Source organism: Micromonospora sp. NPDC018662, assembly GCF_044391475.1.
Taxonomy (GTDB): Bacteria; Actinomycetota; Actinomycetes; order Mycobacteriales; family Micromonosporaceae; genus Micromonospora.
The window spans coordinates 22,589-48,065 of the sequence record NZ_JBISAC010000016.1; the positions used below are offsets into that span (position 1 = coordinate 22,589).

The 25,477-nt window shown below is 72.5% G+C and carries 25 protein-coding genes; 20 read left to right on the forward strand and 5 right to left on the reverse strand.

Going from position 1 to position 25,477, the window contains the following annotated elements:
• Positions 1 to 322 precede the first annotated feature (322 nt).
• Both ACH495_RS29900 and ACH495_RS29905 read left to right on the forward strand, forming a co-directional pair.
• Positions 323 to 1,093: a helix-turn-helix domain-containing protein gene (locus ACH495_RS29900; RefSeq protein WP_396861103.1), complete on the forward strand. Its 771-nt coding sequence runs from the start codon at positions 323 to 325 to the stop codon at positions 1,091 to 1,093.
• Positions 1,084 to 1,281, forward strand: coding sequence for a DUF397 domain-containing protein (locus ACH495_RS29905; RefSeq protein ID WP_181571771.1), 198 nt, complete (start codon positions 1,084 to 1,086; stop codon positions 1,279 to 1,281). The genes ACH495_RS29900 and ACH495_RS29905 overlap by 10 nt, the downstream gene beginning before the upstream one ends.
• Here the strand turns inward: ACH495_RS29905 and ACH495_RS29910 are convergent.
• A complete protein-coding gene (locus ACH495_RS29910) occupies positions 1,260 to 1,772 on the reverse strand; it encodes an Lrp/AsnC family transcriptional regulator (RefSeq protein ID WP_396861054.1) in 513 nt (170 codons plus the stop codon). The two genes, ACH495_RS29905 and ACH495_RS29910, sit on opposite strands and share 22 nt — an antisense overlap.
• Positions 1,773 to 1,979: 207 nt before the next feature.
• Between ACH495_RS29910 and ACH495_RS29915 the strand changes: the two genes are divergently transcribed.
• From ACH495_RS29915 to ACH495_RS29955, 9 genes are read left to right on the forward strand one after another with little or no spacing between them, the layout of a single operon-like run.
• On the forward strand, positions 1,980 to 3,164 hold the full coding sequence (locus ACH495_RS29915; protein ID WP_396861055.1) for an extracellular solute-binding protein: 1,185 nt from the start codon (positions 1,980 to 1,982) through the stop codon (positions 3,162 to 3,164).
• Between the two features lie 5 nt (positions 3,165 to 3,169).
• Positions 3,170 to 4,324 (forward strand): ABC transporter ATP-binding protein, encoded by a 1,155-nt coding sequence (locus ACH495_RS29920; RefSeq protein ID WP_396861056.1) that lies wholly within the window; start codon positions 3,170 to 3,172, stop codon positions 4,322 to 4,324.
• Entirely contained in the window at positions 4,321 to 5,229 is a 909-nt protein-coding gene (locus ACH495_RS29925) for an ABC transporter permease (RefSeq protein WP_396861057.1), read from the forward strand. Before ACH495_RS29920 ends, ACH495_RS29925 begins: the two co-directional genes overlap by 4 nt.
• Positions 5,226 to 6,059 (forward strand): ABC transporter permease, encoded by an 834-nt coding sequence (locus ACH495_RS29930; protein WP_396861058.1) that lies wholly within the window; start codon positions 5,226 to 5,228, stop codon positions 6,057 to 6,059. Before ACH495_RS29925 ends, ACH495_RS29930 begins: the two co-directional genes overlap by 4 nt.
• Entirely contained in the window at positions 6,056 to 7,477 is a 1,422-nt protein-coding gene (locus tag ACH495_RS29935) for an NAD(P)/FAD-dependent oxidoreductase (protein ID WP_396861059.1), read from the forward strand. Before ACH495_RS29930 ends, ACH495_RS29935 begins: the two co-directional genes overlap by 4 nt.
• The gene (locus ACH495_RS29940; RefSeq protein WP_396861060.1) at positions 7,477 to 8,679 is read left to right on the forward strand and encodes a saccharopine dehydrogenase family protein; all 1,203 of its coding nucleotides are present in this window, start codon (positions 7,477 to 7,479) and stop codon (positions 8,677 to 8,679) included. The genes ACH495_RS29935 and ACH495_RS29940 overlap by 1 nt, the downstream gene beginning before the upstream one ends.
• Positions 8,676 to 9,689, forward strand: coding sequence for an agmatinase (gene speB / locus ACH495_RS29945; protein WP_396861061.1), 1,014 nt, complete (start codon positions 8,676 to 8,678; stop codon positions 9,687 to 9,689). The genes ACH495_RS29940 and speB overlap by 4 nt, the downstream gene beginning before the upstream one ends.
• 39 nt (positions 9,690 to 9,728) lie before the next feature.
• Complete coding sequence (locus ACH495_RS29950; protein WP_396861062.1) at positions 9,729 to 10,121, forward strand: type II toxin-antitoxin system RelE/ParE family toxin; 393 nt, start codon at positions 9,729 to 9,731, stop codon at positions 10,119 to 10,121.
• On the forward strand, positions 10,118 to 10,429 hold the full coding sequence (locus tag ACH495_RS29955; protein ID WP_107157744.1) for a helix-turn-helix domain-containing protein: 312 nt from the start codon (positions 10,118 to 10,120) through the stop codon (positions 10,427 to 10,429). The genes ACH495_RS29950 and ACH495_RS29955 overlap by 4 nt, the downstream gene beginning before the upstream one ends.
• Positions 10,430 to 10,444: 15 nt before the next feature.
• On the opposite strand, the gene ACH495_RS29960 is transcribed toward ACH495_RS29955, so the two are convergent.
• The gene (locus ACH495_RS29960) at positions 10,445 to 10,912 is read right to left on the reverse strand and encodes a hypothetical protein (RefSeq protein WP_396861063.1); all 468 of its coding nucleotides are present in this window, start codon (positions 10,910 to 10,912) and stop codon (positions 10,445 to 10,447) included.
• Between the two features lie 205 nt (positions 10,913 to 11,117).
• Between ACH495_RS29960 and ACH495_RS29965 the strand changes: the two genes are divergently transcribed.
• Complete coding sequence (locus ACH495_RS29965; RefSeq protein ID WP_396861064.1) at positions 11,118 to 11,777, forward strand: hypothetical protein; 660 nt, start codon at positions 11,118 to 11,120, stop codon at positions 11,775 to 11,777.
• Positions 11,778 to 11,859: 82 nt separating this feature from the next.
• Here ACH495_RS29965 and gabT read toward each other — a convergent pair whose 3' ends face one another.
• Together gabT and ACH495_RS29975 are read right to left on the reverse strand one after the other, a co-directional pair.
• Positions 11,860 to 13,131, reverse strand: coding sequence for a 4-aminobutyrate--2-oxoglutarate transaminase (gabT, locus tag ACH495_RS29970; protein WP_396861065.1), 1,272 nt, complete (start codon positions 13,129 to 13,131; stop codon positions 11,860 to 11,862).
• A 4-nt stretch (positions 13,132 to 13,135) separates the two neighbouring features.
• On the reverse strand, positions 13,136 to 14,572 hold the full coding sequence (locus ACH495_RS29975; RefSeq protein WP_396861066.1) for a gamma-aminobutyraldehyde dehydrogenase: 1,437 nt from the start codon (positions 14,570 to 14,572) through the stop codon (positions 13,136 to 13,138).
• 142 nt (positions 14,573 to 14,714) lie between these two features.
• Between ACH495_RS29975 and ACH495_RS29980 the strand changes: the two genes are divergently transcribed.
• A complete protein-coding gene (locus tag ACH495_RS29980) occupies positions 14,715 to 16,154 on the forward strand; it encodes an aldehyde dehydrogenase family protein (protein ID WP_396861067.1) in 1,440 nt (479 codons plus the stop codon).
• A gap of 6 nt (positions 16,155 to 16,160) precedes the next feature.
• On the opposite strand, the gene ACH495_RS29985 is transcribed toward ACH495_RS29980, so the two are convergent.
• Complete coding sequence (locus ACH495_RS29985; protein ID WP_396861068.1) at positions 16,161 to 17,396, reverse strand: SUKH-3 domain-containing protein; 1,236 nt, start codon at positions 17,394 to 17,396, stop codon at positions 16,161 to 16,163.
• Between the two features lie 78 nt (positions 17,397 to 17,474).
• Between ACH495_RS29985 and ACH495_RS29990 the strand changes: the two genes are divergently transcribed.
• The 7 genes from ACH495_RS29990 to ACH495_RS30020 all read left to right on the forward strand — a co-directional run bounded on the left by ACH495_RS29990 (position 17,475) and on the right by ACH495_RS30020 (position 25,364).
• Positions 17,475 to 17,888: a YbaB/EbfC family nucleoid-associated protein gene (locus ACH495_RS29990; RefSeq protein WP_396861069.1), complete on the forward strand. Its 414-nt coding sequence runs from the start codon at positions 17,475 to 17,477 to the stop codon at positions 17,886 to 17,888.
• A gap of 3 nt (positions 17,889 to 17,891) precedes the next feature.
• Positions 17,892 to 18,248 (forward strand): hypothetical protein, encoded by a 357-nt coding sequence (locus ACH495_RS29995; RefSeq protein ID WP_396861070.1) that lies wholly within the window; start codon positions 17,892 to 17,894, stop codon positions 18,246 to 18,248.
• 24 nt (positions 18,249 to 18,272) lie between these two features.
• Positions 18,273 to 22,550, forward strand: a complete 4,278-nt coding sequence (locus ACH495_RS30000) for a toxin glutamine deamidase domain-containing protein (RefSeq protein WP_396861104.1) — start codon at positions 18,273 to 18,275, stop codon at positions 22,548 to 22,550.
• Positions 22,547 to 22,990: a hypothetical protein gene (locus ACH495_RS30005; protein WP_396861071.1), complete on the forward strand. Its 444-nt coding sequence runs from the start codon at positions 22,547 to 22,549 to the stop codon at positions 22,988 to 22,990. Before ACH495_RS30000 ends, ACH495_RS30005 begins: the two co-directional genes overlap by 4 nt.
• 16 nt (positions 22,991 to 23,006) lie before the next feature.
• On the forward strand, positions 23,007 to 23,573 hold the full coding sequence (locus ACH495_RS30010; RefSeq protein ID WP_396861072.1) for a DinB family protein: 567 nt from the start codon (positions 23,007 to 23,009) through the stop codon (positions 23,571 to 23,573).
• Positions 23,570 to 24,286 (forward strand): deoxyribonuclease V, encoded by a 717-nt coding sequence (nfi, locus tag ACH495_RS30015; RefSeq protein WP_396861073.1) that lies wholly within the window; start codon positions 23,570 to 23,572, stop codon positions 24,284 to 24,286. Before ACH495_RS30010 ends, nfi begins: the two co-directional genes overlap by 4 nt.
• Positions 24,287 to 24,398: 112 nt before the next feature.
• Positions 24,399 to 25,364: a hypothetical protein gene (locus tag ACH495_RS30020; RefSeq protein ID WP_396861074.1), complete on the forward strand. Its 966-nt coding sequence runs from the start codon at positions 24,399 to 24,401 to the stop codon at positions 25,362 to 25,364.
• Positions 25,365 to 25,477: the final 113 nt, after the last annotated feature.

The following is a 25,477-nucleotide window of genomic DNA, read 5'->3' on the forward strand; positions in this document are numbered from 1 at the left end:
ATTCAGCGACCTCTGTTTGCATCAGCGACGGATTTCGCGGCTCCTGCGGTGGGTTCGGCCGGGCGGGCAGGTGGGCGTCGGACCCCTTTCGAGCTGAGTCGTTGGTGCTATCGCGTGAGTCGTTGGTGCTATCAGCTCGAAAGGCGCTCTCCGGCGGACGTCGACCCCCGCCGCTGGGGACACCTTCGGGGCCTTTCCCGGGCACCGGGTGCCCACCTCCGATGTCGGCAAGAGATCCGGACGCGACACGCCGGGTGAGTGCGGATATCGATACGGAGCGTCGCTACGGTGCCGCCCATGGGTGACCGGACGGGAGGCGCGGATGGCGAACGAGGTGCTGCGGGTGGCGATGGCGGAGAAGGGCGAGACGGCCGAGTCGCTCGCCGCGAAGGTCCAGGTCGATCCGAAGACGGCGGCGCGCTGGGTGACGGCCGACCGCATCCCGCATCCGCACAGCCGGGTCGCGGTCGCCGAGGTGCTGGGCCGCGAGGTCGCCGAGCTGTGGCCGGAGCCGTTCCGCCGCCGCGACCTGACGTGGTTCCGCCCGTGGGTCGAGCTTGAGCAGGACGCCACCAGCTTTCGGTGGTACGAGCCGCTGCTCGTGCCGGGCCTGCTCCAGACCGAGGGGTACGCCCGCGCGGTGCTGGGCACGGGCGCGTTGTTCGCGCCCGCCGAGGTGGACGAGATCGTGGCGAGCCGGATCCCGCGTCAGCGCGTCCTCGACCGGGACGACCCGCCGCAACTCGTGGTGGTGATCGACGAGGTGGTGCTGCGCCGGCCGGTCGGCGACGGGTCGGTGATGGCCGGTCAGCTCCGGCATCTCGCGGCGGTCGCCGGGCGGGAGCACGTCCAGGTCCGGGTGATCCCGGCCGACAACCCGTGGCACACCGGGCTGGCCGGCCCGTTCGTCCTGGGCCGGCTGCCCGACGGGACGGAATTGGCGTATCTCGACAATCAGCTCCGCGGTCAGGTCGTGACCGATGCCATCGACGTCGCTAGCCTGGGTCGAAGGTGGGAGAGCGTGACCGGTGAGGCGCTGCCCCGGCGGCGCTCGATCGAGCTGATCAGGGAAGTGGCGGAGACATGGACATGACCGGCGCCCGCTGGCGCACCGCGACCCGCAGCAGCAACAACGGCGGCGCCTGCGTCGAGGTGGCCGACAACCTGCCCGGCCGGGTGCTGGTGCGCGACAGCAAGGACCGGGCCGGCGGCACGCTCAGCTTCACCCCGACCGCCTGGCGGGCCTTCGTCGGCCAGGCTCAGGCCGTGCCCCAGCTGTAGGTCTGCTTGCGCAGCTTGAGATAGACGAACGCCTCGGTCGACAGCACCCCGGGCACGCCGCGCAGCTTCTGCAGGATCTCCAGCAGGTGCGCGTCGTTGCGGCAGACCACCTCGGCCAGCAGGTCGAACGATCCGGCGGTGATCACCACGTAGTCGATCTCCTCGAACTCGGCGAGCCGGTCGGCCACCGGCTCCAGGTCGCCGTCGGTGCGCAGCCCGATCATGGCCTGCCGGGGAAAGCCGAGTTGGAGCGGATCGGTCACCGCCACGATCTGCATGACGCCGGCGTCGAGCAGGCGCTGCACCCGCTGGCGTACCGCCGCCTCGGAGAGGCCGACCGCCTTGCCGATGCTCGCGTACGGGCGTCGCCCGTCCTCCTGGAGCTGCTCGATGATCTGCTTGGCCACGTCGTCCAACAGAGCGTGACTGGAGCCTTCACGCACGGTGACCCGGCGGGTACCGTTGCCGTTCTCCAGGTGCCGGTTGGCCATCGCCGCTCCCCATGTCCGATTCGCTGTGCAGAAGCGTAGTGCCCCGGCGCAGTCTGGCGTAATTCGTGGCCCCTAGCTATTCCCGCAACGGAATCCCTTGTGAGAGAGGGTTCCTCATGTCAGGATCAGGCCTCCATCGCCACTGACCTCCCGCCGGCGAGCCGCCCCCGTCCCGCCGCCGACGATGCCCCCCCAAGGAGTCGTCACATGCGTAGTCCCCTCCGGACGCTCACCCGGCGTGGTCTGCTCACCGGAACGCTCGGCTCGGCCGCGCTGCTTGCCACCGCGGGCACGCTCGCCGGCTGCGGCACGAAGGGCGCCCAGCAGACCGAGGCCGGATGTAAGAGCGACGACGTTTCCGCCACCGAGAAGAAGCTGGCGTTCTCGAACTGGCCGCAGTACATGGACACCGACGAGAAGGACGAGTCCAAGCGCCCCACGCTCGACGCGTTCGTCGCCAGCACCGGCATCCAGGTGACCTACACCGAGGACGTCAACGACAACAACGAGTTCTTCGGCAAGGTGCAGAACCAGCTCGCCGGCTGTCAGAGCACCGGCCGGGACATCATGGTGCTCACCGACTGGATGGCCGCCCGGATGATCCGGCTCGGCTGGGTCCAGAAGCTGGACAAGGCGAAGATCCCCAACGTCGAGGCGAACCTGCTGCCGTCGCTGCGCGGCCGGTCCTTCGACAAGGACACCCAGCTCGCGATCCCATGGCAGTCCGGTCTCGCCGGTCTCGCCTACAACGCCAAGGTGACCAAGGAGATCCGCACCGTCGACGAGCTGCTCACCCGACCCGACCTCAAGGGCAAGGTGACCGCGCTGTCCGAGATGCGCGACACCATGGGCCTGCTGATCCAGGCCGGCGGCCACGACCCGGCCAACTTCACCCCGGCCCAGTTCGACGACGCGCTGAACAAACTCAAGAAGGCCGTGGACAGCAAGCAGATCCGGCGCTTCACCGGCAACGACTACGCACCCGACCTGGCCAAGGGCGACATCGCCGCGTGCATCGGCTGGTCCGGCGACGTGATCCAGCTCGGCTTCGAGGACCCCAAGGTCAAGTTCGTGGTGCCCGAGTCCGGCGTCATGCTCTGGTCGGACAACATGCTGGTGCCGAACAAGGCCACCCACAAGGCCAACGCCGAGGCGCTGATGAACTACTACTACGACCCGGCGGTGGCGGCGAAGCTGGCCGCGTACGTCAACTACATCTGCCCGGTGCAGGGCGCGCAGGCCGAGATGGAGAAGATCGACCCGGACCTGGCGGCAAACCCGCTGATCTTCCCGGACGACGCGATGCTCGCGAAGTCGAAGGTCTTCATGGCCCTCGACGAGCAACGCGAGAAGGAGTACGAGACCAAGTTCCAGCAGGTCATCGGGGCGTGAGGCAGATGGCGCAGGAAGCACCGGCCGGCGATCTGCGACTGGCCGACCTGACCAAGCGGTTCGGCGTGTTCACCGCCGTCGACGACCTCAGCCTCACGATTCCGCAGGGCTCGTTCTTCGCCCTGCTCGGCGCGTCCGGCTGCGGCAAGACCACCACCCTGCGGATGATCGCCGGGCTGGAGACGCCGACCGGCGGGCAGGTGCTGCTCGGCGACCGGGACATCACCGGGCTGCGGCCGTACAAGCGGCCGGTCAACACCGTCTTCCAGAGCTACGCGCTCTTCCCGCACCTGGACATCCACGAGAACGTGGCGTTCGGGCTGCGCCGCCGGGGCATCCGCAAGGTGGGCGACCAGGTGGAGCGGATGCTCGCGCTGGTGCAGCTCCAGGGGTACGGCCAGCGCCGGCCGGCCCAGCTCTCCGGTGGTCAGCAGCAACGCGTGGCGCTGGCCCGGGCACTCATCAACCACCCGCAGGTGCTGCTGCTCGACGAGCCGCTCGGCGCGCTCGACCTGAAACTGCGTCGGCAGATGCAGCTCGAGCTGAAGCGCATCCAGACCGAGGTCGGCATCACGTTCGTGCACGTCACCCACGACCAGGAGGAGGCCATGACCATGGCCGACACGGTCGCGGTGATGAACGCCGGCCGGATCGAGCAGCTCGGCGCGCCGGCCGACATCTACGAATATCCGGCCACCGCGTTCGTGGCGAACTTCCTCGGCCAGTCCAACCTGCTCGCCGCCGACGCCGGCGGCCACGCCGGGGACGACGTGCTGGTCACCGCGCACGGCGCGCGCTTCTCGGTGCCCGCCGGCCGGGCGCGGCTCGTCGACGGTCCGGCCTTCCTCGGCGTACGCCCGGAGAAGCTGCACCTGGTCGACGGCCCGGACGAGGTGCCCGCCGGCCACCAGCACGTCGGCGGCGTGGTCACCGACGCCTCCTACGTCGGGGTGAGCACCCAGTACCTGGTGCGCACCGCGTGGGGCAGCGAGCTGTCCGTGTTCGCGGCGAACAGCGGGCTGGGCGGTCGGCTCGCCGCCGGCACGCCGGTGACCGCGCACTGGGACCCGCGGCACGCATTCCTGCTGCCCCGGGCCGCCGGCGCGGACGACCAGACCGCGCCGCTGCTGGACGAGCCGCCGGTGGGGGCGTTGCCGTGACCGCGCTGGCCCACGTACCGACCTCCGCCGGGTCACCCGCGCCGCCCCCGGCGCGGCGCGGACGGCACCGGCTGCTGCCGTACCTGCTGTTGCTGCCCGGCGCGGCCTGGCTGCTGGTCTTCTTCGCGTTGCCGCTGCTCCAACTCGCCGCCGCCAGCCTCTACGACCCGGCCGGCTCGCTCTCCACCGGGTACGCGATGACCTGGGCGGTCGGCAACTACCCGGACGCGTTGCAGGCGTACTGGCCGCAGTTCCTGCGATCCTTCCTCTACTCGGCGATCGCGCTGGTGCTGGCGCTGCTGATGGGCTACCCGCTGGCGTACGCGATCGCGCAGAAGGCCGGCCGCTGGAAGAACCTGCTGCTGGTGGCCGTGGTCGCGCCGATGTTCACCAGCTTCCTGGTGCGCACGCTGGCCTGGAAGACCATCCTGTCGGACAACGGCGCGGTGGTCGGGCTGCTGCGCGACGTGCACCTGCTCGGGCCGGACGGCCGGCTGCTGGCCACCCCGATCGCGGTGGTGCTCGGCCTGACGTACAACTTCCTGCCGTTCCTGGTGCTGCCGCTGTACGCGAGCCTGGAGCGGCTCGATCCCCGGCTGCTGGAGGCGGCGAGCGACCTGTACGCGAGCCCGCTGCGCGCGTTCGCGAAGGTCACCCTGCCGCTGTCGATGCCCGGCCTGATCGCCGGCACGCTGCTGTTCTTCATCCCGGCCACCGGCGACTACATCAACGCCGAGCTGCTCGGCACACCGAACGAGTACATGATCGGCAACGTCATCGACTCGGCGTTCCTGGTCCGGCTCGACTATCCGCAGGGCGCGGCGCTGTCGTTCCTGCTGATGGCCGCGATCCTGGTGATCGTCTTCACCTACCTGCGCAAGGCCGGCACGGAGGAGGTGCTGTGAGCAACGTCAGGCGGTGGCTCGCCGACCGGTGGGTGATGGGCGTGGCAGTGCTCGTGCTCGGCTACCTCACGCTGCCGATCCTGGTGGTCGCCGGGCTCTCCTTCAACCGCCCGTCCAGCCGGGTCTCCTACGACTTCCACGAGTTCACGCTGGACAACTGGGCCCGCCCCTGCGCCACCGCCGACATGTGCGACGCGGTGGTCCGCAGCATGGAGATCGGCCTGATCGCCACCGTGGTCTCCACAGTGCTCGGCACGCTGATGGCGTTCGCGCTGGTCCGGCACGGCTTCCGCGGCCGGTCCGGGATCAACGGCCTGATCTTCCTGCCGATGGCCACGCCGGAACTGGTGATGGGCACCTCGCTGCTCGCGCTCTTCGTCGCCGCAGGCGTGCCGCAGGGCTTCTGGACCATCGTCATCGCGCACGTGATGTTCTGCGTGTCGTTCGTGGTGGTCACCGTGAAGGCCCGGCTCGCCGGCATGGACCGGCGGCTGGAGGAGGCCGCCATGGACCTGTACGCCAGCGAGTGGCAGACGTTCCGCCGGATCACCCTGCCGTTGGTGCTGCCCGGCATCGTGGCCGCCGCGCTGCTCGCGTTCTCGCTCAGCTTCGACGACTTCATCATCACCAACTTCAACGCCGGCACCACCGTCACGTTCCCGATGTACGTCTGGGGCGCCGCCCAGCGGGGCATCCCGCCGCAGGTCAACGTCATCGGCACGGCCATGTTCGCGATCGCGTTGCTGCTGGTCGGGGCCAGCTCACTGCGCGGCCGGCGGGCTCGACGGGCCGCGCTCGCGGTGATCGCCACCCCGGCGGGGAAGCCATGACGTCCCCGCATACCGGCCGGGCGCTGGCCGACGCCGCGCCCGTCCCGTACTGGCTGGACCGCCCGGTTCGCCCCGACCCGCTGCCGCCGCTCACCGGCCCCGCCACCGCCGACCTGCTGGTGGTCGGTGGCGGCTACGCCGGGCTGTGGACCGCGCTGCTCGCCAAGGAGGCCGACCCGGACCGGGACGTGCTGCTGGTGGACGCCGGCACCTGCGGCTGGGCGGCGTCCGGGCGCAACGGCGGGTTCTGCGCCGCGTCGCTCACCCACGGGCTGGCCAACGGCGTCGAGCGGTTCCCCGACGAGATCGCCGAGCTGGAACGGCTCGGCCGGGAGAACCTGGACGCGATCGGCGCGACGATCGACAGGCACGGCATCGACTGCGACTTCGAACGCACCGGGGAACTGGCGGTGGCCGTCGCGCCGTACCAGCTCGACGGGCTCGCCGCCGACGCCGAGCTGGGCCGCCGCCACGGCCGCGACGTGCGGCTGCTCGACCGCGACGAGGTACGCGCCGAGGTGGCCTCGCCGACGTACCTCGGTGGGATGTGGGACCGGGACCGGACGGCGCTGCTCGACCCGGCGAAGCTCGCCTGGGGGCTGCGTCGGGCCGCGCTCTCCCGGGGCGTCCGGATCCACGAGCACACCCGGGTCACCGGGCTGGCCGCCGACGGCCCGACGCTGCGCGCCACCACGGCCGGCGGCGCGGACGCCGCGCCCGGCGCGGTGCGGGCCCGCCGGGTGGCGCTGGCCACCAACGCGTTCCCGCCGCTGCTGCGCCGGCTGCGCGCCTGGACCGTGCCGGTGTACGACTACGCGCTGATGACCGAGCCGCTGACCGCCGCCCAGCGGGACGCGATCGGTTGGCGCAACCGGCAGGGGCTGGCGGACACCGGCAACCAGTTCCACTACTACCGGCTCACCGCCGACAACCGGATCCTGTTCGGCGGCTACGACGCTGTCTACCACTACGGCAACCGGGTGACCCCCGCGCTGGAACAGCGCGAGGCCACGTTCCACACCCTGGCATCGCACTTCTTCACCACGTTCCCGCAACTGGACGGGCTGCGGTTCAGCCACCGCTGGGGCGGCGTCATCGACACCTGCACCCGGTTCTGCGCGTTCTTCGGCACCGCCCACCAGGGGCGGCTGGCGTACGCAGCCGGGTACACCGGGCTCGGCGTCGGCGCGACCCGGTTCGGCGCGCGGGTCACGCTCGACCTGCTCGCCGGCGCGGACACCCCGCTGACCCGGCTCGACCTGGTGCGCCGCAAGCCGCTGCCGTTCCCGCCGGAGCCGTTCCGGGCCGCCGGCATCAACCTCACCCGCTGGTCGCTCGCCCGCGCCGACGCGCGGGACGGGCGGCGCAACCTCTGGCTCCGTACTCTCGACCGCTTTGGACTGGGGTTCGACTCCTGATGCGTATCCTCCTCGTCGGCGCCGGTGGCGTCGGCTCCGCCGCCGTATCCATCGCCGCCCGCCGTTCCTTCTTCGAGACCATGGTCGTCGCCGACCACGACCCGGCGCGCGCCGCCCGGGCGGTCGCCGGCCACGGCGACCGGTTCGTGGCCGCCACCGTCGACGCGTCGTCCGCCGACGCGGTCACCGCGCTCTGCCGCGAGCACCGGATCACCCACGTGTTCAACGCGGTCGACCCGCGCTTCGTCCTGCCGATCTTCGAAGGGGCGTTCGCGGCCGGGGCCGACTACCTCGACATGGCCATGTCGCTGTCCCGGCCGCACCCCGACCGCCCGTACGCGGAGCCCGGCGTCAAGCTCGGCGACGAACAGTTCGCGGTCGCCGACCGGTGGGCCGCCGCCGGCCGGCTGGCGCTCTGCGGCATCGGCGTCGAACCCGGCCTGTCCGACGTCTTCGCCCGCTACGCCGCCGACGAGCTGTTCGCCGAGATCGACGAGATCGGGGTACGCGACGGCGCGAACCTCACCGTCGCCGGCTACGACTTCGCGCCCTCATTCTCCATCTGGACCACCATCGAGGAGTGCCTCAACCCGCCGGTGATCTGGGAGGCCGACCGCGGCTGGTTCACCACCGAACCGTTCAGCGAGCCGGAGGTGTTCGACTTCCCGGCCGGCATCGGCCCGGTCGAGTGCGTCAACGTGGAGCACGAGGAGGTGCTGCTCATCCCGCGTTGGGTGAAGGCGAAGCGGGTCACCTTCAAGTACGGCCTCGGCGCGGAGTTCATCGAGGTGCTGCGCACGCTGCACAAGCTCGGTCTGGACTCGACCGCCCCGGTGCGGGTGCGCGGCGTCGACGTGTCGCCGCGCGACGTGGTGGCCGCCGCGCTGCCCGACCCGGCCACGCTCGGCGACCGGATGAGCGGGAAGACCTGCGCCGGCACGTACGTCACCGGCACCGGGCCGGACGGCCGACCCCGCCGGGTCTACCTCTACCACGTGGTCGACAACGAGTGGTCGATGACCGAGTACGGGCACCAGGCGGTGGTCTGGCAGACCGCTGTCAACCCGGTCGTGGCGCTGGAACTGCTGGCCACCGGCGCGTGGTCCGGCACGGGCGTGCTCGGCCCCGAGGCGCTGCCGCCGACGCCCTTCCTCGACCTGCTCACCGACTACGGTTCCCCCTGGGGGATGGAGGAACGATGACCCGCTACGGCCCGATGTACGGCCCCGACGTCACGTTCCTCGGCGTGCCGCCGTGCACGGTCGAGGAACCGGTCACCTATGCCGACGCCGACGTGGTGGTCATCGGCGCGCCGTTCGACGGCGGCACCTCGCACCGGCCGGGCACCCGGTTCGGTCCGTCCGCCATCCGGCAGGCCTGCTACCTGCCGCACGACGGCTCCCGCCCGTCGTTGGCGCTGCGCGTGGACGCGCTCAAGGACCTGTGCGTCTACGACGCCGGGGACGTGGAGATGTTCGGCGGCGACATCGAACGCTCGCTGGCCGCGCTGGAGACCGCCGTGCACGCGGTCGCCGCCGCCGGAGCCATCCCGGTGGTGCTCGGCGGCGACCACTCCATCGCGTTGCCGGACGCCACCGGCGTGGCCCGGCACCACGGGCTCGGCCGGGTCTCGCTGGTGCACTTCGACGCGCACGCCGACACCGGCGACGTCGAGTTCGGCTCCCTGCACGGGCACGGCCAGCCGATGCGCCGGCTCATCGAGTCCGGCGCGGTACGCGGCGACCGCTTCCTCCAGCTCGGGCTGCGCGGCTACTGGCCCGGCCCGGAGACGCTGGCGTGGATGGCGGAGCAGCGGATGCGCTCGTACGAGATGACCGAGGTCGTGGCGCGCGGCCTGGACACCTGCCTCACCGAGGCGTTCGGCATCGCCACCGACGAGTGCGAGGGCGTGTTCCTCTCCGTCGACGTGGACGTGGTCGACCCCGGCATGGCTCCCGGCACCGGCACGCCCGAGCCGGGCGGGCTGACCTCCCGCGAGCTGCTCGACGCGGTCCGCCGGGTCTGCTACGAGCTACCAGTGGTCGGCCTGGACGTGGTCGAGGTCGCCCCGCCCTACGACCACGCCGACATCACCGCCTACCTGGGCAACCGCGTGGTCCTGGAGGCCCTGTCCGCGATCGCCCGCCGCCGCCGAGACGCCGAAACCGGAACGACCTGGAACCCCACCCAGCCCCTCCTCGACGCCCGCTGAACGTGGCCCGCCAGGTTTAGCTCAGGCTATAGTTGGCGCATGGGCGCTGACGGGAAGCGGTGGTCGGTCCGGGTCACCGGTGAGGTCCGGCACTGGTTGCGCGACCTGCGGCACCACGACCCGGCGTCGTACGAGAGCGTCCGGGTGGCGGTGGACAAGTTGGCCGAGGTCGGGCCCGGGTTGGGACGTCCGCTCGTGGACACGCTGCGTGGGAGCAGCCTGCGCAACCTCAAGGAACTGCGCCCTCGCTCGGGTCGCGACGTGGCGATCCGGGTGCTGTTCGTCTTCGACCCGTGGTCGCAGGCTGTCCTTTTGGTCGCCGGAAACAAGGCGGGCGACTGGAGCCGCTGGTACCAGCGGAACATCCCGGCGGCGGAGATCGCCTACAAGGCTTGGCTCGACAACGAACGTGAGCGAAGGGGGGAGTTGTGACGGAGTTCCACGACTGGGACGAGGTCCGCGCCGAACTCGGCGGCGACGACGAGGCGTACGCGCAGGAGCGCGCCCGGACCGAGGCCTGGGTGAGCGCCTTCCACCTGGCCGAGGAGCGCAAGCGGTTGGGGCTCACCCAGCGGCAGGTCGCCGAGATCATGGGGGTCACGCCGGGTCGGGTGAGCCAGATCGAGAACGGTGACCTCGACGTCAACGAGGTGGCCACGCTGAGCCGGTACGCCAACGCCCTCGGCGCCAGACTGCGGATCATCTTCGACTACGGCGACGACCTCCGGCAGATCGCCTGACCCGGCCGCCGCGGGTCAGTGACGCGGGCAGTGGGGGAGCAGGCGTAGGCGCTCGGTGGTCTCGGTGAGGGAGTTGGGCTCGACGACCAGGCGGGCCGTGGTGGTGGCGGGGCCGGGGCGGAACGTGCCCGTGTCGGCGGGGATGGTCGCCGTCCAGGTGCCGGCGGTGCGCTCGTCGGTGCACGCGCCGATCACCCCGAACCCGAAGCCGGTGACGTCGGTGCCCCGCACCCGCTGGCCCAGGTGCACCTCGATGTAGGCCAGGCCGCGCTCGTCGCCGCAGTCGAACCGGCCGCGGACGGTGGCGGTGTGCGCGCGGACGTCGGCGGCGCCGGACCAGTTGACGGAAATGGCCGGGGCGGAGGCCGCCGGGGTGGAGGCCGTCGGGGCGGCGACGGCGGCGCCCGGCGCGAGTCCGAGCGTGGCGACGGTGGCCAGCGTGGCGAGGCCGGTGGCGAGCAGGGGCGGTCGGACCGGGTGCATGCGCGGACTCCTGTCGGGCGGTGGTGGGGCGAAGCTCCGATGTGGACGGCGTCAGCATCCCATCACCGCGATGTCCGCAATCTGCAAGATCTTGGACAGGTCGGCCGGTCAGGCGCGCGGCGGCCCCGCCAACCAGGCGACCGACTGAACGGTCCGGGGCCGGCATCCGTATCAGGCGTCGAGGACACCGACGACGGGAGTGAACGTGAGGGTGCAGCGCAAGCACGTGCTGGCGGCGACCGTGGCGGTGGTCGCCTCGGTGGGCCTCTCGGTCGGCACCGGAATGGGATTCGCGGAGACCACGCCGGCCGGGCGGTCCGCCTGCGTCGGGTCGGTGACGTTCTCGGCGGAGGGCGGGGCGCCGGCCGCGACCAGTGACCGGTTCCCGGCGGGCACCCGGCTGCGGGTGACGAACCTGGACAACAACAAGAGCGCGACCGTGACCGTGGTCGGGCCGTCGGGCAGTTGCGTGCTGCTCAACGCCGCCGCCATGGACCTGGTCCGGGAGCCGGGCAAGAACGTCATCCGCCGCAACGTGGTGGAACGCCTCGACGGCGCCGCGCCCGCCCCCGGCGGCGGGCAGCCGGTCGAGACGCGGCCGGGCAACGCGCAGCCGATCGGCGGCAGCGTCTGCACCGGGGCGATCACGTTCTCCGCCGAGACCGGCCCGCCGGCCGCCACCAGCGGGCAGTTCCCGGTGGGCACCCGGCTGCGGGTCACGAACCTGGACAACGGCCGGGTGGTGACCGTGACGGTGACCGGGCCGTCGGGTAGTTGCGTGCTGCTCAACACGGCGGCCATGGACGCGATCCGCGAGCCGGGCAAGAACCTGGTCCGCCGCAACACGGTGCAGTTGCTGCGCTGACGATGACGGAGGTGGGACACCACGGGCGAAACCTGGGGGGGATCCACGCCCGTGGTGTTCCACGATCAGGGGTCGACAGCCGTCAGCCGAAGGCGGCGTCGAGGATGTCGAGGCCCCGGCCCAGCTCACCGTCGGCGATCACCAGCGGGGGCAGGAAGCGCAGCACGTTGCCGTAGGTGCCGCAGGTCAGGGTGAGCAGCCCGGCCGCGTGGCAGGCCGCCGAGAGCGCCGCCGTGGCCACCGGATCGGGGGTGGTCCCGCCCGGCTGCACGATCTCCATGGCGAGCATCGCGCCCCGGCCGCGTACCTCGGCGACTCGCGGGTCGCGGGCGGCGATCGCGTGCAGCCGCTCGCCCATCACCGCGCCGATCCGCCGGGCGGCGGCCGACAGGTCCAGCTCGTGCATGGTGGCGATAGCGGCGAGCGCGGCGGCGCAGGCGATCGGGTTGCCGCCGTACGTGCCGCCGAGGCCGCCGACGTGCACCGCGTCCATCAGCTCCGCCCGCCCGGTCACCGCCGCCAGCGGCAGCCCGCCGGCCATGCCCTTGGCGAGCGTGACCAGGTCCGGCTCGACGCCCTCGTGCGCGCAGGCGAACCAGTCGCCGGTCCGGCAGAAGCCGGTCTGGATCTCGTCGGCGACGAAGACCGCCCCGGCCGCCGTCGCCCACTCGCGCAGCGCCGGCAGGAACCCCTCGGCGGGTACGACGAAGCCGCCCTCGCCCTGGATCGGCTCGATCAGCAGCGCGGCCACGTTCTCCGCACCCACCTGCTTCTCGATCATCTCGATCGACCGGGCCGCCGCGGTCGCGCCGTCGAGGCCGCCGTCGCGCAGCGGGTACGACATCGGCACCCGGTAGATCTCGCCGGCGAACGGCCCGAACCGGTGCTTGTACGGCATGTTCTTCGCGGTCAACGCCATGGTCAGGTTGGTCCGCCCGTGGTACGCGTGGTCGAACACCACCACCGCCGGCCGCCCGGTCGCGTGCCGGGCGATCTTCACCGCGTTCTCCACCGCCTCGGCGCCGGAGTTGAACAACGCCGACCGCTTCTCGAAGCCGCCCGGCGTCAGCGCGTTGAGCTGCTCGCACACCGCCACGTACGACTCGTACGGCGCGACCATGAAGCAGGTGTGGGTGAACCGTTCGACCTGGGCGCGGACCGCCTCGACCACCTTCGGCGCGGAGTTGCCCACGTTGGTGACCGCGATGCCGGCCGCGAAGTCGATCCACTCCCGCCCGTCCACGTCGGTGAGCGTCCCGCCGCCCGCCCGGTCCACGTACGCGTCGACGACGCTGCCCACGCCCCGGGCCACCGCCGACGCGCGGCGCTTGCGCAGCTCCTCGCTCGATGCCATGGTCTCAGCCTTCGATGTTGTGCATGACGTGCTTGACCCGGGTGTAGTCCTCCAGGCTGTAGACCGACAGGTCCTTGCCGTGGCCGGAGTGCTTGAAGCCGCCGTGCGGCATCTCGGACACGAACGGGATGTGCGTGTTCACCCAGACGCAGCCGAAGTCGAGCCGGCGGGTCATCCGCATGGCCCGGCCGTGGTCGCGGGTCCAGACCGAGGCGGACAGGCCGTACTCGACGCCGTTGGCCCAGCGCACCGCCTCGTCCTCGTCGGTGAACCGCTGCACGGTGATCACCGGCCCGAACACCTCGTCCTGGATGATCTCGTCGGCCTGCCGGACGCCGGACACCACGGTCGGGGCGTAGAAGAAGCCCCGCTCGCCGACCCGGCTTCCGCCCGTGGTGACGTCCGCGTGGTCCGGCAGGCGGTCCACGAAACCACTCACCCGGGCGAGCTGGTTGGCGTTGTTCAGCGGGCCGTAGAGCACGTCCGCGTCGTCCGGCCCGCCGGTGCGGGTGTTGCGGGCCTGCTCGGTGAGCGCGGCGACGAAGTCGTCGTGGATGCCGGGCCCGGTGAGCACCCGGGTCGCGGCGGTGCAGTCCTGGCCGGCGTTGAAGTAGCCGCCCACCGCGATCGCCTCGGCCGCCGCCGCCACGTCCGCGTCGTCGAAGATCACGACCGGGGCCTTGCCGCCCAGCTCCAGGTGGGTCCGCTTCAGGTCCGGCGCCGCCGCGGCGGCGACCTCCATGCCCGCCCGGGTCGAGCCGGTGATCGACACGAGCTGCGGCGTCGGGTGGGAGACCAGCGTACGGCCGGTGTCCCGATCGCCGCAGACCACGTTGAACACGCCCGGCGGCAGGTGCTCGGCGGCGATCTCGGCCAGCAGCAACGTCGACACCGGCGTGGTGTCCGACGGCTTCAGCACCACCGCGTTACCGGCCGCGAGCGCCGGGGCGATCTTCCAGACCGCCATCATCAGCGGATAGTTCCAGGGCGTCACCTGGGCACAGACGCCGATCGGCTCGCGCCGCACGTAGGACGTGTGGCCGGCCAGGTACTCACCCGCCGAACGCCCCTCCAGCAGGCGCGCCGCGCCGGCGAAGAAGCGCAGCTCGTCCACGGCCGGCGGCAGCTCCTCGTCGGTGGTGAGCTGCCGGGGCTTGCCGGTGTTGCGCACCTCCGCGTCGACCAGGTCGGCGGCCCGGGCCTCCACCGCGTCCGCGAACTTCAGCATCGCCCGCTGCCGCTCCGCCGGGGTGGCGTCCCGCCAGCCCTCGAACGCGGCGGAGGCGGCCCGCATCGCCGCGTCCACGTCCGCCGGCCCGGACACCGGCGCCCGGGCGAACACCTCGCCGGTGCACGGGTCGACCAGATCGGCGTAGCCGCCGTCCACCGGGTCGACGTACTCGCCGTTGACGAAGTTGCGCAGCTGCTGCTGGTCGCTCATCTCAAGTCTCCGAGAGGGTGGCCGGAAGGAAGGTCAGCGGAGGTTCTCGCAATCTGACTGCCATCTTGGCTACTGAATCCGAGGCAGACAAGGGTTTGAGCAACTGTTTCCGCGCGGGCGTTCCTGGTCTACGCTGCCGGACGTGGAGCCGAGAGCCTTCTACGTCGCCGGTCGCCCCGCCCACGGCGAGGCAGAGTTGACAGTCACCCACCCGTACGACGGGCAGTCGGTGGGGCGTACCACGCTCGCCACGGCCGACCAGGTCGAAGCCGCCGTCGCGAGTGCCGCCCGGGTGGCCGCGGAAGCCGCGGCCCTGCCCGCGCACGTCCGCGCGGCGGCCCTGGACCACGTGTCCCGGCGGCTCGCCGACCGGGCCGACGAGGTCGCGGCCCTGATCACCGCCGAGAACGGCAAGCCGGTCAAGTGGGCGAAGGCCGAGGTGGGCCGCGCGGTGTCGGTGTTCCGCTGGGCCGCCGAGGAGGCCCGCCGCTTCTCCGGCGAGCTGCAACGCCTCGACACCGACCCGGCCGCCACCGGGCGGATCGCGCTGGTCCGGCGGGTGCCGCGCGGGCCGGTGCTCGGCATCACCCCGTTCAACTTCCCGCTCAACCTGGTCGCCCACAAGGTCGCCCCGGCGCTCGCCGTCGGCGCCCCGATCGTGGTCAAACCGGCCCCGGCCACCCCGCTCACCGCGCTGCTGCTCGGCGAACTCCTCGCCGAGACCGACCTGCCCGAGGGCATGGTCTCGGTGCTGCCGCTGCCCAACGAGCGCGCCGCCGACCTGGTCGCCGACCCGCGGCTGCCGGTGGTCTCGTTCACCGGCTCCGGGCCGGTCGGCGCGGCCATCCGCCGCGCCGCCCCGGACAAGCACGTCACGCTGGAACTGGGCGGCAACGCGGCAGCGGTGATCTGCGCCGACTGGTCCTCGGACGAGGACCTGACGTTCGCCGCGCACCGCATCGCCACGTTCTCGAACTACCAGGCCGGGCAGTCGTGCATCGCGGTGCAGCGGGTCCACGTGCACGAATGGCTCTACGACGGCTTCCTGCCCCGGCTCGTCGCCGCCGTCCAGGAACTACGCACCGGCGACCCCCGCTCGGAGCTGACCGACGTCGGGCCGCTGGTCTCCGTCGAGGCGGCGCAGCGGGTGGAGGCGTGGGTGGACGAGGCGGTCGCCGCCGGGGCCACCATCGAGGTGGGCGGCCGACGCGACGGCGCGACCTATCCGCCGACCGTGCTCAGCGGCGTGCCGGCCGACGCGAAGGTCAGCGCCGAGGAGGTCTTCGGGCCGGTGCTGGTGGTCGCCCCGGTCGCCGACGACCAGGCCGCGTTCGCCGCGGTCAACGACTCCGCGTACGGGCTGCAGGCCGGCGTCTTCACCCACCGGACGGACGTGGCGTTCGCCGCCGCCCGCACGCTTCAGGTCGGCGGCGTGATCGTCGGCGACGTGCCGTCGTACCGGGCCGACCAGATGCCGTACGGCGGGGTGAAGGGGTCGGGCGTCGGGCGGGAGGGGGTACGCAGCGCCATGGACGACTACACCGAGCCACGCGTCCTGGTGCTCACCGGGGTGGCGTTGTAGGGCGGGTCACCAGGTGCCGTCGTCGCGGACCCGGGGAGCGGCGCGACCGAGCAGCAGGGTGGTGAGAGCGGCGTCGACATCGGCGCCGAGGAACCACTCGCCGGCCTGGTCGAGCGCGAAGACCCGGCCGTGCTCGTCGACCGCGAGGATGCTCTCCTGACGCTCGCTGCCCAACGGGAAGAGGCGGGCGCCCAGGACCGCGCCGAAGTCGGCGAGGCTGTCGGCGGTGTGCGCGGCGCGAAGCGGATTCGTCGTGAACCGACTGATCCACACCTGTTCCCCCGGCCCGCGCCGTCGGCTCAGGACGGCCGGAAACGCGGTGAGCGCCTCCTCGGCGGCCGGAAAGACCTCGTGTCGGTGATGCTGGCCCGCGACGGCCGTGGTCTCGGCGATCGCGCCCATCGAAAGGGCCTCGTTGAACATGCTGACCTGCCAGCCACCGTCCGCCAGCGCATGGGCGACCTCGTCGGGGAACCGTCCCGGCTGGACGAGGTCCCGCGGCTCCGGACGCCACTCCTCGACGAACGCGAGGTCGGACCAGGGCAGGACCGCGACACGCACCAGGAACCTGACGCACGAGTCGCAGGGCAGCTCGGCCGCGCCGCCCGCCGGATCGCCCGGCTCGCGGCTCCGGAAGGTCTCGATCCGACCCGCGCCGAGCAGCCCGCGTGCCTCGTCGAGGGTCATCGGCGGAAGGCCGTCGGCGGCGCGGCGGTGGTCGTGCTCGTGCAGCGCGTCGGAGACGACGATCATCTCGGCGTGCCGCTCGCCGCCCCGCACCAGGTGACCGGCGGGCAGCTCGTCGAGATAGGACCGCACGAGCGGGTGATGGTGCAGCTCGACGTCGCCCTTCGCGCCCTGCGCGACGTGCAGCCGGCCGTCCAGGGTGAGGTGCGCGGCGGCGCCCGGCGTGGGCAGCCGGGTCAGCTCGCGGAGCAACTGCCCGGCCGGGTCGACGGTGCGGGGGGCGCGCGGCTCGGTCGGGCGGCGTTGCCGGTACATCTGCTCGACCGCGGCCGCCGGCACCCGGGGCCAGGTGGAGACCTCGCCCGTCTCCTTGTCGATGACCGTGGTGGCCAGGTCGCCGGGCAGGGCCCGCGCCTCCGTGGACACGGTGGACAGGACCACGTAACCCAGCTCGAACTCCTCGACCACCGGAGTGCAGGGGAAACCGAGGCGGTCGGAGTCGCGCCGGGCCCACACGGAGGCGAGCTGCTCGGCCTGCTGTCGCTCGATCACCACCTGAAATTACCGGACCCCACGGATTCCGTGGCACCCGGTATGGTCGGCCCTACCCACAGTGACGGAAGGGGAGCGGTGGTGGCCGAGAGTGCGGACCGGGATGCGAACCGTGCGCTGCGTGCGAGGTTCGACGAGGTGTACGGCCAGTATCAGCGACTGCGGTCCGGTCTGGACGAACTCCAGACCCGGCTGACCGAGTTGCGGGTGACCGAACGTTCCGACGACGGCCAGGTCACCGCCGTGGTGGGGGCGCGCGGCGAGCTGATCAGCGTCGAGGTGAGTCCCGCCGTGTTCCACGACCGGGACGCCCGGGCGCTGAGCCGGAAGATCACCGAGACCGTGCTGCGCGCCTCCGCCGCCGCGTCCGCCGCCACCCGTGAGCTGGTCACCGGCTACCTGCCTCCCGGCTCGCCGTCGGTCGACTTCCTGCGTACCCATGACTTCGGCGCGCTGCTCGGTCGGGCCGACGCCGTGGCGTCACGCGGTGAGTGACCGGTGTCCGCGGAGGAGATCTGGCTGGACGCGGACCGCGCCCGGCGCGGTGGCGCCGACCTGGCCGTGACCGGCAAGGCCGTGACCGCGGCCCGGCGGGAGACCGGCGATCCGATCGCCGCGGCGAGCGCCCGACGACCGTGGGGGCGGGATGACATCGGCGCCGCGTTCGACAAGCACTACCAGGGCTACGCCGAGACGCTGCTGCGGGCGTGGGAGCTGCTCGGCCGGTCGCTCGAAGGGATCGGGTCGGACGTGGTCCGCTCGGTCACCGCGACCGTGGAGACGGACCTGAGCAACGCCCGTGACCTCGGGCAGATCCCGCACCAACGACACAACCCGCATCGGCCCTGGCGCTGACCACCGGAGGATCCGCGCGTGAGCATGCTGCCCAGCCCGATCCCGCACCCGCTCGACTACTGCCCCTGGGACGTGCCCGGCTGGATCTACGAGGCGCTCGACTGGGTGGTCGGCGTGGAGTGGCCGGAGGGCAACGAGCGTGCCGTCTGGGACCTGGCCGACCAGTGGTACGGCGTGGCCGGCGTCCTGGCCGGCCCGCGCGACGAGGCCACCACCGCTGCCGGCGAGGTGAAGAGCGGGTACGGCGGGGTCGGCCTGGTGGCGCACGCCTTCGACACGGCCTGGGACAAGGTGGCCGGCGGCGAGGACGCACCGCTGCACGCCCTCGTGGCGGCCACCGACGAGCTGGGGCGGCTGGTCGACTCCTGCGGCTGCGACATCGAGGGCGCGAAGCTGGAAGCCTGGATCGAGCTGGGCATCCTGGTCGTCGAGCTGCTGTCCCTCGCGGTGGTCACCGTGCTCACGCTCGGCGCGGCGTCACCGGCGGCCGGCGCCGCGATCACCGCCACCCGCATCGCCGTGCAGCAGATCTTCAAGCGGCTGGTGGCCCAGTTGGCCCGCAAGGCGGTCAAGGAGGGCCTGAAGGAGGCCGGCGAACGGGCCGCGAAGGAGGTCGTCAAGAGCGGAGCCCGAGGGCTGGCCCGCAAGGCGGTGCTCGGCGGGCTGGCGGAGGCCGGGCAGGAGGCGGGCACCAGCCTGGCCACCCAGGCGTACCAGAATTCCACCGGCCGCCGGAACGGCCTCGACCTGACCGACGTGGGCGCGTCGGGGCTCGGTGGCTTCGCCGGCGGCGCGGTCGCCCCGCTCGCCGGTCTGGGCCGACACACGAGCGGGCGGTTCACGCAGATCGGGGAGCGCCTCGGGCGGGAGATGGCCGGCGAGAGCCTCGCCGAGACCGCGGCCGGGCTGGCCACCGGCCAGGGCCCGTCGTTGGAGGACCTGGCGCGGGCTGCGGCGTCCGGCGCGAGCGGTTCCGCCACCGGGCAGACCGAGACGGCGCTGCATCACCGGCTCGACGGGAAACTGGGCGGGCTCACGGCGCCGCCAGTCGGCCTGGATCTGCCACCGGTCGGCGGGGAGACGCCACCCGGGCCCGGTCCGGCCGGCTACGTGCCGGACCACCGGGCCGCCGAGCCGCCCCCACCCGTGCAGGGCGGCGATCCGGCTGTCCACTCCCGGCCGGCTCCGGCCGCCGTCACGAGTTCTCCGACCCCGCCGCTGGCCGATGCCGTGGCGGCGGCCCCTCACCTCGACCCGGTGGGCGCGGCACCCCCGGCGCCGGAGCTGCCCCCCTCGGCGCGGCCCTCCCTGGGAAGCGTCGACGCCGCCGTCGTGACAACCACCTCGACCACCACCACTCCCACGCTGTCCTCAGTGACCGTCGACGCGCCGCACCCCGGTACCGCTCTCGCCGGGCCGGGTGAGGTCCGGAGCGGCGCGATCCCGGCGTCGGCGGTGATCGACACGAACGTCCTGGCCCCGACCGCTCCCGTGCAGGCGGCGGCGACCCTTTCCCCGCCGCTCGCCGACCACCCGTACCCGGCGATGCCGCCGTCGCCGGATCGGCTCACTGCGGGTGGACATGAGGGGAATCTCGCTGCGCCGCCAGCCCCGCCGCTCCATCCGCAGGGCGCACCGAACCCGGGAGCGCCCGCCGTCGGCCCTGATCCCCGGCCGGTGCCGAATCCTCGTTTTCCTCTGCTGGACTCGTTGGCTCCGCCGCGTCCCACCGCCGACTCGACCCCGATTTCCGGTCCGTCCCACCCCCGGCCCCCGCGCCACGAGACCTTCCAGCAGCGGGCCGCGCGACTGGCAGCCGACCGCGAGGCTCTGGATCGGCGGCGTTACCAGGGCTACCTGCAATCTCAGCGGGCGCTGCACGAGGAGAATCGGCGGCAGGCGCAGGTCAAGGAGTTCCGCGACCTTGCCGATCAGCACTACGAGGCAGCGCGCTGGCTCCTCACCCGAGGCTACGAGCTGCGCCAGGCCGGGCAGCACCAGCTCGCCGACCAGCACGTGCGGGAGGGACGGCTGCGGGAACGCCTGCATTATCGGGCTGTCGACGAGGCGGACGCGGTACGTGCCGGTAAGCGCCTGCCGGATCGGGTGATGGTCGAGGACGACCTCGACTTCTACCGGATCAACGACGACGTGGCGGACCTGGCCCTCGGCGCGGTGGAGACGGCCGACCACTCCGCGCTCACCGGCCACGGGCATCCACCGCCGGTCGACCGGTCCCGCCCCTACGGCCGGCGGGGTGGCCTCCGGCCCCCGCTCGCGCTGCACCAGACCGACCTCGAACGGCAGATGCCCCGCAATCCGGACGGCAGCGTGATCCGGACGGCCGACCCCCGGCGTGGCGACTGGTTCCGGCTGGCCAACGACGGTGGCCCGGCTGCCGACGCCACCCGGGGCATCAACTGCCTCGACTGCACGCTGTCGCTCTTCGAGACGTGGGTGCACGGTCGGCCACGCGTCGCCGCGCCGCGCACCTTCGACGGTTACCTGTCGGGCGACGTGCGCCGGCCGGTCGGCGGCGAGCTGGACGGACCGTTGCGGGTCGAGGAGACGACCGGGGGACGGTTCCAGAACCTGTGCGTACCCGACCACCCCGGGACGGCCGGCGAGGACCGACGAAGGCTCGTCGAGCGTGGCTACCGCGACCTGCACGCGCAGCTGGCGTCGGGCGGTCACGGCAGCTACGCCTTCCTCATCACCAGCTTCGAGGGCGGCGGCTCGCACGCCTGGGTGGCGCTCAACCAGAACGGCACCGTGCTCTACCTCGACCCGCAGAGCGGGGTGGTGGCGGGCCAACCGCTCTACCGGCACAGCGGCGTCCCGTTCGACGGCAACGTGGTGGGGGTGGACGCCCTGGTCCTCGGTCCGGACGGCCGGCCGATGCCGCTCACCGGCCGACCGCCCGGCGACTACAACGTGCTGCCCGAGCCACGACATCGTCCGGCGCCGCCGCGACCGCCCGACCCGCCGCCTCGCAAGAACGGAGGTACGCCCGACTTCAACCGCGTCCACCTGCTCGGCGAGTCCACCACCTTCCACCGACCGCCGGGCACCCCGTTCCCGGGCAGCGCGCCACAGGCCGAGCCGGAGCCCGATCGGGTACGCGACGCGCACCGCACGGCCCACGCGACCCGGATCGCCGCCGGGCTCTACGTCGGGGACGCGCTGGCGGCGAGCGGCAGCCTGGCCGACGCCTTCGCCGCCGGGGTGACCCCGGTCGAGTTGGCGCAGCACGCCGACGGGCCGACGTTGCGTCGGCTCCTACCGGGGCTGGACGAGGCGGCGGCCGGCGACCTGAACCGGCTCTTCGCCGACCCGCGCGTCCAGCGGATGCTCGACCAGAGCTGGGAGGCGCCGCCACGGCGCGAGGAACTGCTGGCCGAGACGCTGGTGCGGCAGCTCGCCGAGCGTCCCGACCTGGTCCGGATGATCCTGGCGACGCCGGAACTCGCCAACTCGCTGACCGCCCGGCCGGTGACTCTGCACCACCTGGCCAGCCACCAACAGGCCATCGACGTCTTGGGCGACGTAGTGCGGGAGATCCGCGAGCGCGGCGCAAAGGCCGTCGCCTCGGCACCGGTACCTCCCGTTGAGGCCACCCCGCTCCGTTCCGACCAGATCGAGGTGAGTCAGCGGTTCGAAGGTGAGCGTCCAGTGCCGGCCCAGCCGGGGTTCGACAAGGCCAGCCTCGTCGATCCGTCGTATTCGAAGTCGTATCTGGATCGGCTGTATCGGGACGCGGCGGTCGCCCAGCATGAACTCGACTTACTCGGTAGCCGGTTGGCTCAACTGTCGACGCTCGGGGCCGAGTACAAGCCACGCCCCGGGCCGAAAGATCGTGCCCGAGCTGAGGACAAGGTTGCCCGGAACGGCGGCAGAGCCGACCGCCTTCGAGACCTTGCGGCCGGTAGGGTTTCGTACCAGACCTTGGATGATCTGTACGCGGGGCTGGCGAGCCTCACCAGCAACCCTGATCTCGATGTGGCGAGATTTGAGGATCGATTCCGTGATCCCCAGGACAGCGGCTATCGAGATATCCAGTTCCTGGTACGAACCGCTACCGGACACATCGGCGAGTTCCGCCTGCACCTGGCCGCGCTGGACCGGGTGGCGGTATGGGAGCACTCCCTGTTCGAGGTCTGGCGTGACATCGAGGCGGTGCCCCGGAGCGAGGGCCGTAATCTCTCCCCCGCGGAATCAGCGATCCGGAAGGGCATCGTCCGGCGCCAACGTGAACACTTCTGGGCCGCCCTTCAATCGACCCTGAGTGGTGGACAGCGATGACGGAAGCGGCGGCGGACGGGCTCAACCTTGCCGGCTACTACGACTACTACGACACCCCTGTGAAGATCATGCCGACAGCGGAGGGTGGTCTGATCGCCTGGCGGTTGGATCTCCGGACGGGCGGCTGGCAGGCAGCCGACGACATCATTGACGAGATAGTTTTCGCCATGGGTGGGGACATCTTCGTGCGGTCGGCTGAGCGATTCGTGCAGCGTGTTGAAGAAGAGCGGGGGCTGAGTCTCAGCGGAGAAGGGCCGATCTTCGCGCTCTACGAGACCGTGCGGGCGATCGACGAGCAGGCCACCGCGGAGAGGCGCGCGTACACGCCGGAGGAGGCAGCACTCGTCGCGGGTATCCGGCGGCGCACCTTCGTGATGTTCGAGGAGCAGCTCCAGCGTGCCGGCGATCCCGGTGCCGACCCCACCATCGCGGCCTCCTGATGGCCCCGTGCCGGTCATGAGCACCGATGCGGGGGCCGGTCCGCGCCGGTTCGGCTGGGAGGACATGTTCGTCTCGCCGGAGGAGGATCCCCGCGTCGACGCTCCGGGGGCGGACGAGCGGAGCGTCCTGGTCGGCGAGCTGCGGTACCACCGTCTCACGTTGGAGTTGAAGTGCGCCGGGCTGGACGCGGAGCAGCTCGCGCGGCGGTCGGTGCCACCGTCGACGATGTCGTTGCTCGGGCTGCTGCGTCATGCCGCCGAGCGTGAACGGCACTGGTTCCGCCGCGTCATGGCCGGGAAGGACGTGTCGCGGATCTGGCCGACCGGTGACGTGGACTGGCCCTTCAACGGCGCCGTCGCCGATCCGGCGCTGGTCGAGCAGGCGTGGACGGCGTGGCGCCGTGAGGTGACGTTCGCCGAGCGGTTCGTGGCGGCGGCGCCGAACCTGGAGGTCAGGGGCCACCGGGGGGACCGGATGGTCTCCCTGCGGGAGCTGCTGGTGCATGCGATCGGGGAGTACGCCCGGCACAACGGGCGAGCCGATCTGCTGCGCGAGCGGATCGACGGCCGGGTGGGCCGGTGACACCCGCGCGCCCCGGGCCGGTGGCGGCGGAGGGCGTCCCGTACCGGCCGCCGGCCGACGTGGCGGAGGCGCTGCGCGTACAGGAGGAGTTGCGGTCCCGGGTCGATCTGGTCGGGCCCGGTCCGAGCGCGCCCGCGACGGTGGCCGGGCTGGATGTCGCGTACGCGGAAAGCGGTGACCGGCTCGCGGCGGCCGTCACGGTGCTGGACGCGGTCACGCTGGCCGTGGTGGACGAGGCGGTGTGCGTGGGGCGGCCGGCCTTCCCGTACGTGCCGGGGCTGTTCGCCTTCCGCGAGATGCCGGCGTTGCTCACCGCGCTGGAGCGGCTGACCGTCCGCCCGGAGCTGCTGGTGTGCGACGGGCACGGCGTGGCGCATCCGCGCCGGTTCGGGTTGGCCTGCCACCTGGGGCTGGTGACCGGGCTGCCGGCGCTCGGGGTGGGCAAGACGCCGTTGGTCGGCTCGTGGACCGGGCCGGGTCCGCGGCGCGGTGACCGGGCCGACCTGCGGGACGGGGAGGAGGTGGTCGGGCGGGTGCTGCGTACCCGGGACGGGGTCCGGCCGGTCTTCGTCAGCGTCGGGCACCGGATCGGGTTGGACGAGGCGGTGGAGCGGGTACTGGCTCTGACGCCCCGGTACCGGCTGCCGGAGACCACCCGGACGGCCGACCAGCTCTGCCGTCGGGCCCTCGCGGCGGGCGGCGACCGAAGCTGACCGTGTGGCGTAACGCGGCACACATGTGGGGCGCTCGATGAGCGGGTGCCGGGGTGGCCCGGTAGTAACCTGACCGGCGGATCCCGTCCGGGACGGAAACGGTGAGGTGGAGATGTCGGTGAGGCGGCACGCGGCGCGTTGGGCCACGGTCGGCGTGATGCTGGGTGGCCTGGTGGCCGCCGCGGCGTCCCCGGCGCTGGCCGACGGCGACCGGGTCGGGCTGCGCTCGGCGAGCAGCTTCACGGCCGGCGGTTCGGCGGGCGCGATGGCGGTCGAGGTGCGGAAGCGCACCGAGGGGTGTGTGGCGCTGCGTACCACGCTCGGGTTGAAGCTGGACGGCCTGCGGGCCGACCAGGTCCGGGTGCAGGTGGCGTCCGGTGGCCGCTGGGTGGCGGTGCCGGCCTCCGGTGGTGGTGGCGTGGTCACCACCACTCAGGTGGCACCGATCGAGCGGCCGCTGTGCAAGGGGAAGGGCGCGACCGTGCGCTACCGGGTGTCCTTCCTGCCGGGCGCCGTCGGCGGGCGGCTGGAGATCGCCGGCGAGGCGAGCGCCGCGAACGGCCAGGTGCTCGGCCGCGCCGGCCGGACTGCCCGGCTGGTGGGCGCGGAGCGTACGCCGAGCCCGAGCCCGACCCCCTCCCGCAAGCCCTCGCCGACCCCCACGCCCAGCGCGGTCGCCGCCGCGCCGGCCGAGACGGCCGGTACGTCGGCGGTGGTCGCCGCCGTCGATCCGGCTGCCGGTGTCGCCGCCGACGATTCGTCCTTCGGAGGTTCCATGGTCATGTGGTTCGGCATCGCGCTGGTACTCGTCGGCGTCGCGCTGATCGTCCTGCTGGTGCGTCGCAGCCGCGCGGACCGGACGGACGACGGCCCGGTGGTCGAGCATCCGCCGGTCCCGCTGCCCCGCAGCAGCACCACCTACCGCTCCGGGACGCCCGGGCCGGCCCCGACGGTGTACGGCGGCGCCACCCCACCGCGTCCGACCGGCAACGTGTACGGGAAGCCCCCGGCCGAGGTTCCGCCGTCGGCCCCCGCGAACGGGGACGCCACCAGCGTGTTGCCCCGCATGCCGGACTGAGCCGGCCCCGACGGGGTCCCGGGTTTACCGTGACCATGGGTGGTGCCGGCCCGACCCGGCCGGCCGGGTGTCGCACGGGACCGGGTGCCGGGGGCGGTTCGCCGTTAAGATCG

Excerpts from the sequence above, each read along its gene's own strand:
- ACH495_RS29900 (WP_396861103.1), top strand. The coding sequence starts at position 323 with ATGGCGAACGAGGTGCTGCGGGTGGCGATGGCGGAGAAGGGCGAGACG.
- ACH495_RS29905 (WP_181571771.1), top strand. The coding sequence starts at position 1,084 with ATGGACATGACCGGCGCCCGCTGGCGCACCGCGACCCGCAGCAGCAAC.
- ACH495_RS29910 (WP_396861054.1), bottom strand. The coding sequence starts at position 1,772 with ATGGCCAACCGGCACCTGGAGAACGGCAACGGTACCCGCCGGGTCACC.
- ACH495_RS29915 (WP_396861055.1), top strand. The coding sequence starts at position 1,980 with ATGCGTAGTCCCCTCCGGACGCTCACCCGGCGTGGTCTGCTCACCGGA.
- ACH495_RS29920 (WP_396861056.1), top strand. The coding sequence starts at position 3,170 with ATGGCGCAGGAAGCACCGGCCGGCGATCTGCGACTGGCCGACCTGACC.
- ACH495_RS29935 (WP_396861059.1), top strand. The coding sequence starts at position 6,056 with ATGACGTCCCCGCATACCGGCCGGGCGCTGGCCGACGCCGCGCCCGTC.
- ACH495_RS29940 (WP_396861060.1), top strand. The coding sequence starts at position 7,477 with ATGCGTATCCTCCTCGTCGGCGCCGGTGGCGTCGGCTCCGCCGCCGTA.
- speB (WP_396861061.1), top strand. The coding sequence starts at position 8,676 with ATGACCCGCTACGGCCCGATGTACGGCCCCGACGTCACGTTCCTCGGC.
- ACH495_RS29950 (WP_396861062.1), top strand. The coding sequence starts at position 9,729 with ATGGGCGCTGACGGGAAGCGGTGGTCGGTCCGGGTCACCGGTGAGGTC.
- ACH495_RS29960 (WP_396861063.1), bottom strand. The coding sequence starts at position 10,912 with ATGCACCCGGTCCGACCGCCCCTGCTCGCCACCGGCCTCGCCACGCTG.
- gabT (WP_396861065.1), bottom strand. The coding sequence starts at position 13,131 with ATGGCATCGAGCGAGGAGCTGCGCAAGCGCCGCGCGTCGGCGGTGGCC.
- ACH495_RS29975 (WP_396861066.1), bottom strand. The coding sequence starts at position 14,572 with ATGAGCGACCAGCAGCAGCTGCGCAACTTCGTCAACGGCGAGTACGTC.
- ACH495_RS30000 (WP_396861104.1), top strand. The coding sequence starts at position 18,273 with ATGCTGCCCAGCCCGATCCCGCACCCGCTCGACTACTGCCCCTGGGAC.
- ACH495_RS30005 (WP_396861071.1), top strand. The coding sequence starts at position 22,547 with ATGACGGAAGCGGCGGCGGACGGGCTCAACCTTGCCGGCTACTACGAC.
- ACH495_RS30010 (WP_396861072.1), top strand. The coding sequence starts at position 23,007 with ATGAGCACCGATGCGGGGGCCGGTCCGCGCCGGTTCGGCTGGGAGGAC.
- ACH495_RS30020 (WP_396861074.1), top strand. The coding sequence starts at position 24,399 with ATGTCGGTGAGGCGGCACGCGGCGCGTTGGGCCACGGTCGGCGTGATG.